The sequence below is a fragment of the Luteibacter sp. P4_D7_3 genome (assembly GCF_056401735.1).
This window is the reverse complement of the sequence record NZ_JBFUIT010000296.1, coordinates 1-4,858: the sequence shown is the minus strand read 5'-3', so window position 1 is coordinate 4,858 and position 4,858 is coordinate 1. Positions and strand designations below refer to the sequence as shown.

The window sequence follows — 4,858 nt, the reverse complement described above, 5'->3', positions numbered from 1 at the left end:
CTCTGGATTATATGAATTCATGCGTGCAGCGGAAATTGAGAGCAGTGAATCATCCAATGACTTACTCAATATGGTACTTCTTGATGAGGCCAACCTATCAAGCATCGAACATTACTGGAGTGACTTTCTAACGCTCAGCGATACATTCAATAACAATGACAACAGAATAAATCTCGGAATTCAAGGTTCTGAACATCAGTATTTATCGATACCAAAAAGCCTGCGTTTCATCGCTACAATCAACAACGATGAAACTACCGAACGTTTGTCCCCAAGGCTGCTTGATCGAGCGCCAGTAATTTCTCTAACACATTGCCAATTTTCTCTACCAACTGTGAGCGAGTTCGAATCTTTATTTACTGGCTCTATACCATATAGCTCTCTTCACAAAGCTTTCAACCCAAATGATATTACATTCGCTTTAAGCGACGCGGAAGATAACAATTTAAAGTCCATAATTACTACGCTTGCGTCTGGGCATAATCGAACGGCACCGGTACATATAAGCCCTCGAAAAATTCAATCGATTCATAAATATTGCAAAACTGCGAATGAGCTATTGTTTCAACGATATCAAACTATGGACTTCGCTATCGCACAGCACATTCTACCGATAATTAATGGCTACGGAAAAGGTTATAGAGACAAGCTGGTTCAGCTCCATCAGAAACTAGGAGATTACAATTATGAAATATCGCGCAATCTCCTAGGCAGTATTATCGAGCAAGGTGATGAGCTGACAGAATCGTACTCTTTTTTCTGAGGGCATTGATAGTGCTTAAACTTGAGTTTCTATCTGGCGCCCGAAAGGGTGAGCAGGCTATATTGAACATAGCGTCGGACGAAGCTGCTTCACGTCCTCAAATACGCGAAGATGATGTTATAAAATTCACAGCAACTCTAGATCGGGAGGCTAGAGTTAAGCTCGTGTTACATGAAATCCAAATGTACGCTACGGGGCGAAGACAAGACGGTGAGAACTGGATCTATGAGTGGTCACCAGGGCTGGGCGAGTATAGACATCATTGCTTTTTTCAAAACTATTATGGTCTTGCATCATTAGATCTTCTTATCGAAGATATTGAAGTGCCGCCTTTTGCATCTAATCATCAATCAGTCGCACCTTTAAGCGGTAGGATACTCATTGAGTATCAAGAGATCGAAGTTCTTGCTAAGAACGAGAATGCGTCGCGGGTTGATGCCATGATCAATTTTCTTAGTGCGCAAGATTCGAATCTAATTGCGAGCGTGTTCCGTGTAACTCGGCTTCGGGCTGGCTTTATAGGTGACGAAGGTCGCTCAGATAGCCAATACTTAGACAGAATTGAGAAGAACACTAAAGATTTGGAAAGGGTTACAAGGGCTCTCTTCAAGAGCCCTATTTTAAAATCCAAGGCACAAACTCGATTAGTCGTTCCAAACGAGCACTCAGTCCCTGATGACTCAACAATTAGTTGGATCAATGATAACACTAGCGAGATTTATCAAACAGATGATCAGTTCTCATCTTTCTTTGAGATAGACGATGTCCACTTTAACGCCAATAAAATCCTAGAGACGTATGTTGCCACCAGCAGTGACTGCTATGAAAACAGAGTCGTACACGGATATACAATTTTGTTAAAACGTGCGGTTAAAACCATTCTCGACTCAATGAAGTCACGAAAGCTTGTTCAAGATAAAGAACCGCCGAAGGGTTACGCCTCCTTTTTTACCCAAATCAATAAATACTCCACAATAATTAACAAAAATAAAATCCAACGCTGCACGGATCTCGATATGCGCTTAGGCGCTATTTTGGCGAAACTCAAAAAGCTGATACCTGTTGGCGCACTCCATCTTGGAATTCCGCAACTCACACCGAAAGCGAAGTCTAATCCCATCTATAGAGAAATCTTTGTGCGCATGATTGAGTTTATGCGCTTTGGCAAGCCAAGCTGGGATGTAAATGATGAATTGCTGTCGATCACCTCAGTACCTAAGCTATTCGAATATTATTGTTTGTTTATTGTTAGGGAGAAGATAGAGAACTTCATTTCAACACGAGAAGCCACACATCTTGCGACGAACGAGACTACGGATAATATCTCCAAATTTAGCTATGCTTTTCGTGAGCTAACGATAAATTTGCTTTACGAGCCTTCTTATTGGACCCATGGCCACCACAATGCATCAAGCGCGCAACTCATAAACAGTGAGGGCTGGACTCAATCCAAGCTCGAAAAGTTCAAATATCGATCGGACTTGCTCACTGATTTCAATATTGGTAGAAGAGGGACGACTGGCCCTCACGCACGCCGCAGCCCAGACTTAGTTGTTCAAGTGGAAGCACCTGGTCGTCAGACCTTATCAATCATCATTGATGCCAAATACACAGGAAATGAAAAGGCATTTTTAGATTATCTTCCAACGTTGACAATGAAATATGTACACGGCATTCACGACAAGATTTCAGGGCACCAGCAAACTGTAGCGTTAATCATCATTAACCCTACGAGCGACATTGAAGAGCGAACTCGACACTTCCATTCCGAAAACTATTCAATTCATGGTAGTGCCCCCGCGATTCCTGCACTGCTCGTAAGCTCCTTGGATTTTACGACGGCTGAACTACATGCATCTGACTTTCACAAAAATATCAACAGAGCGTTAGAGCTAGTTACGGATATGCAAACCGCGAGCGAAAGGGAAAAAGTAAAGCTATCCATCGTGGCGTAATTGATAATAAACAAACAGTCGGTTCTAACAGGTTCTGGCTGTTTTGCGTACATAATTCACGAGGACAGTGCGATGCCATTTTTCCTACTACAGACGCTGAAAATTTTATTTCCTGTCATTCCCCCTTAGTAATGTCTTGAGGTTATTCTCAAGTATAGGCTCCCATTGGCCGGAAGCGGTCCTTGGTTAAACTCAGCATCGACGCGGCAGCTGTCAAAAATAGTTACTCAACACCACGGTACTGGAAGATAGGTAGGAGAAATATCTTCTGCCTGCCTCCTACCAGCTTCCATACGGAATGCCGTACTTTTCCACATATCGCTTAGCCTTCACTTACCGGATAGGGATAACGACCACCGTGCTTCCCTTGTTCCAGCCCCAAAACTTCTATCCCACCTTTTCCTCGGGCGATCTCAACCGGATTTCGACATGAATCTCTGACCCATGCTTGGAGTACGCCGCCCGGAGCGAGCCCTACGTAGACTGACGCCATAAACCGCGCGGTTTTTTCCGGCGTTTCCGGGCAACGCTGGTGTGTTGACCTCACCATCAGTTGCCTGCCCTCTTCCGGAATCTCGATGAAACCTTTGTAAGTTTTTTGCTCTGTTATGGATTGCCAGCGGACAAAGATCTGTTTTGGAAGATCAGCGCCCGTCACAGGTCTCCCCGTACCCGATACTTTCCCCCAACCACGAGCAGACTCTGTGCGGATATCGGGCTCACCGCTGGCAGCAGTGCTCTTGCCAGCGCGAAAGAAAATTCTGTTATTGATGTCTTGGACGGAGCTGTCCTCTACCCAGACCTTCATGTAATTCGGCTCAACGAACACTAACTCCCACCATGGATATTTAGGGTCATTTTTGCCGGTTTCTGGGCCTGTGATTTGGCAGCCGGACAACAATAAAGCGCCCAGCAGGGCAATCCTTGCTTTCATTACAGAATGATCCATTCAGGTAAGTGTCACGACTACCAACTTCCGTATGGAACGCCGAATTTCTCGACATACCGCTTGGCCTTTTCACTTACTGGATAGGCATAGCGTCCACCATGCCTCCCCTGCTCCGGGCCTAGTGGTTCAAGTTCGCCTTGGGCATGAGCGACTTGGACCGGGCGATGGCATGAGTCTCTGACCCACGCTTGTAATACACCACCCGGGGCTAGCCCCACGTACAGAGAGGCCATATATCGTGCAGCTCTTTCAGGAGTTTCCAGGCAACGTTGGTGCGTTGAGTCCACCATCAATTGCCTGGCTGATTCTGGGATTTCGATGAATCCCTTGTAGGTCTTCTGCTCTGATATGGACTGCCAACGAACGAAGATAAGTTTGGGAAGATCGGCACCAGTTACAGGAATACCAGAGCCACTGACAGTGCCCCAACCACGGGCAGACTCTGTGCCATCTTCTGGCTCACCTCCGGCAGCAGTTCTCCCTCCTGCCTTGAAAAACGTCCTGTTTTTGATGTCCAGAACGGTGCTGTCTTCTACCCAAACCTTCATGTAAGCCGGTTCAGTGAAGGCCAGTCCCCACCAATCGGATCTCGGATTGTTCTCGGCTGAAAACTGGTCGGTAGCCTGGCATCCAGCTACCAGTAAAACACTCAACATTAATATGATTTGCTTCATTGGCGGACGGTTACCAACTCCCGTAAGGGATGCCAAATTTCTCGATATACCGCTTGGACTTTTCGCTGACGGGATACGCGTAGCGTCCTTGGTTTTTGCCTTGACTAGGCCCTAGCGGTTCGATCTCCGCCTGTGCTCTGGCGACATTGACAGGATGGTGGCATGAGTCTCTGACCCAGACTTGCACGACACCACCGGGCGCCAGGCCCAAGTGGATAGACGCGTTATAACGCCCCTTTTGTTCAGGTGTTTTTGCGCAGCGCTGGTTGACGGACTCAAGCATGAGTTGTCTGGCTTCCTCTGGAATATCGATCCAGACCTTATACGTTTGCGGTTCAGCAATGGATTGCCAACGGACATAGATCCGTTTGGGAAGATCAGCACCAACAACAGCTTTTCCTGTGCTTCCCACGCCATGCCAACCACGGGCAGAGTCTGTGCCGTCTTCCGGTTGGCCACCTGAGGCKGATCCTCCACCAGTGCGCAAGAACGTCTCGCCCTTGATGTCTTGCACTGC

General features: G+C 46.6%; 5 protein-coding genes. 2 read left to right on the top strand and 3 right to left on the bottom strand.

The features are described 5' to 3' along the window. Positions 1-763: hypothetical protein (locus AC1DSN_RS18390; protein WP_477332104.1), on the top strand; the 763-nt coding region annotated here is incomplete at its 5' end. Between the two features lie 11 nt (positions 764-774). Then, complete coding sequence (locus tag AC1DSN_RS18385; protein ID WP_477332102.1) at positions 775-2,718, top strand: hypothetical protein; 1,944 nt, start codon at positions 775-777, stop codon at positions 2,716-2,718. 322 nt (positions 2,719-3,040) lie between these two features. Here the strand turns inward: AC1DSN_RS18385 and AC1DSN_RS18380 are convergent, their stop codons facing one another. From AC1DSN_RS18380 to AC1DSN_RS18370, 3 genes are all read right to left on the bottom strand, one after another. After that, positions 3,041-3,652 carry a DUF2931 family protein gene (locus AC1DSN_RS18380; protein WP_477332100.1) on the bottom strand — a complete coding sequence of 204 codons (612 nt, stop codon included), beginning with the start codon at positions 3,650-3,652 and terminating at the stop codon, positions 3,041-3,043. A gap of 32 nt (positions 3,653-3,684) precedes the next feature. Next, complete coding sequence (locus AC1DSN_RS18375) at positions 3,685-4,341, bottom strand: DUF2931 family protein (RefSeq protein ID WP_477332098.1); 657 nt, start codon at positions 4,339-4,341, stop codon at positions 3,685-3,687. A 10-nt stretch (positions 4,342-4,351) separates the two neighbouring features. Further along, positions 4,352-4,858: DUF2931 family protein (locus tag AC1DSN_RS18370; RefSeq protein WP_477332096.1), on the bottom strand; the 507-nt coding region annotated here is incomplete at its 5' end.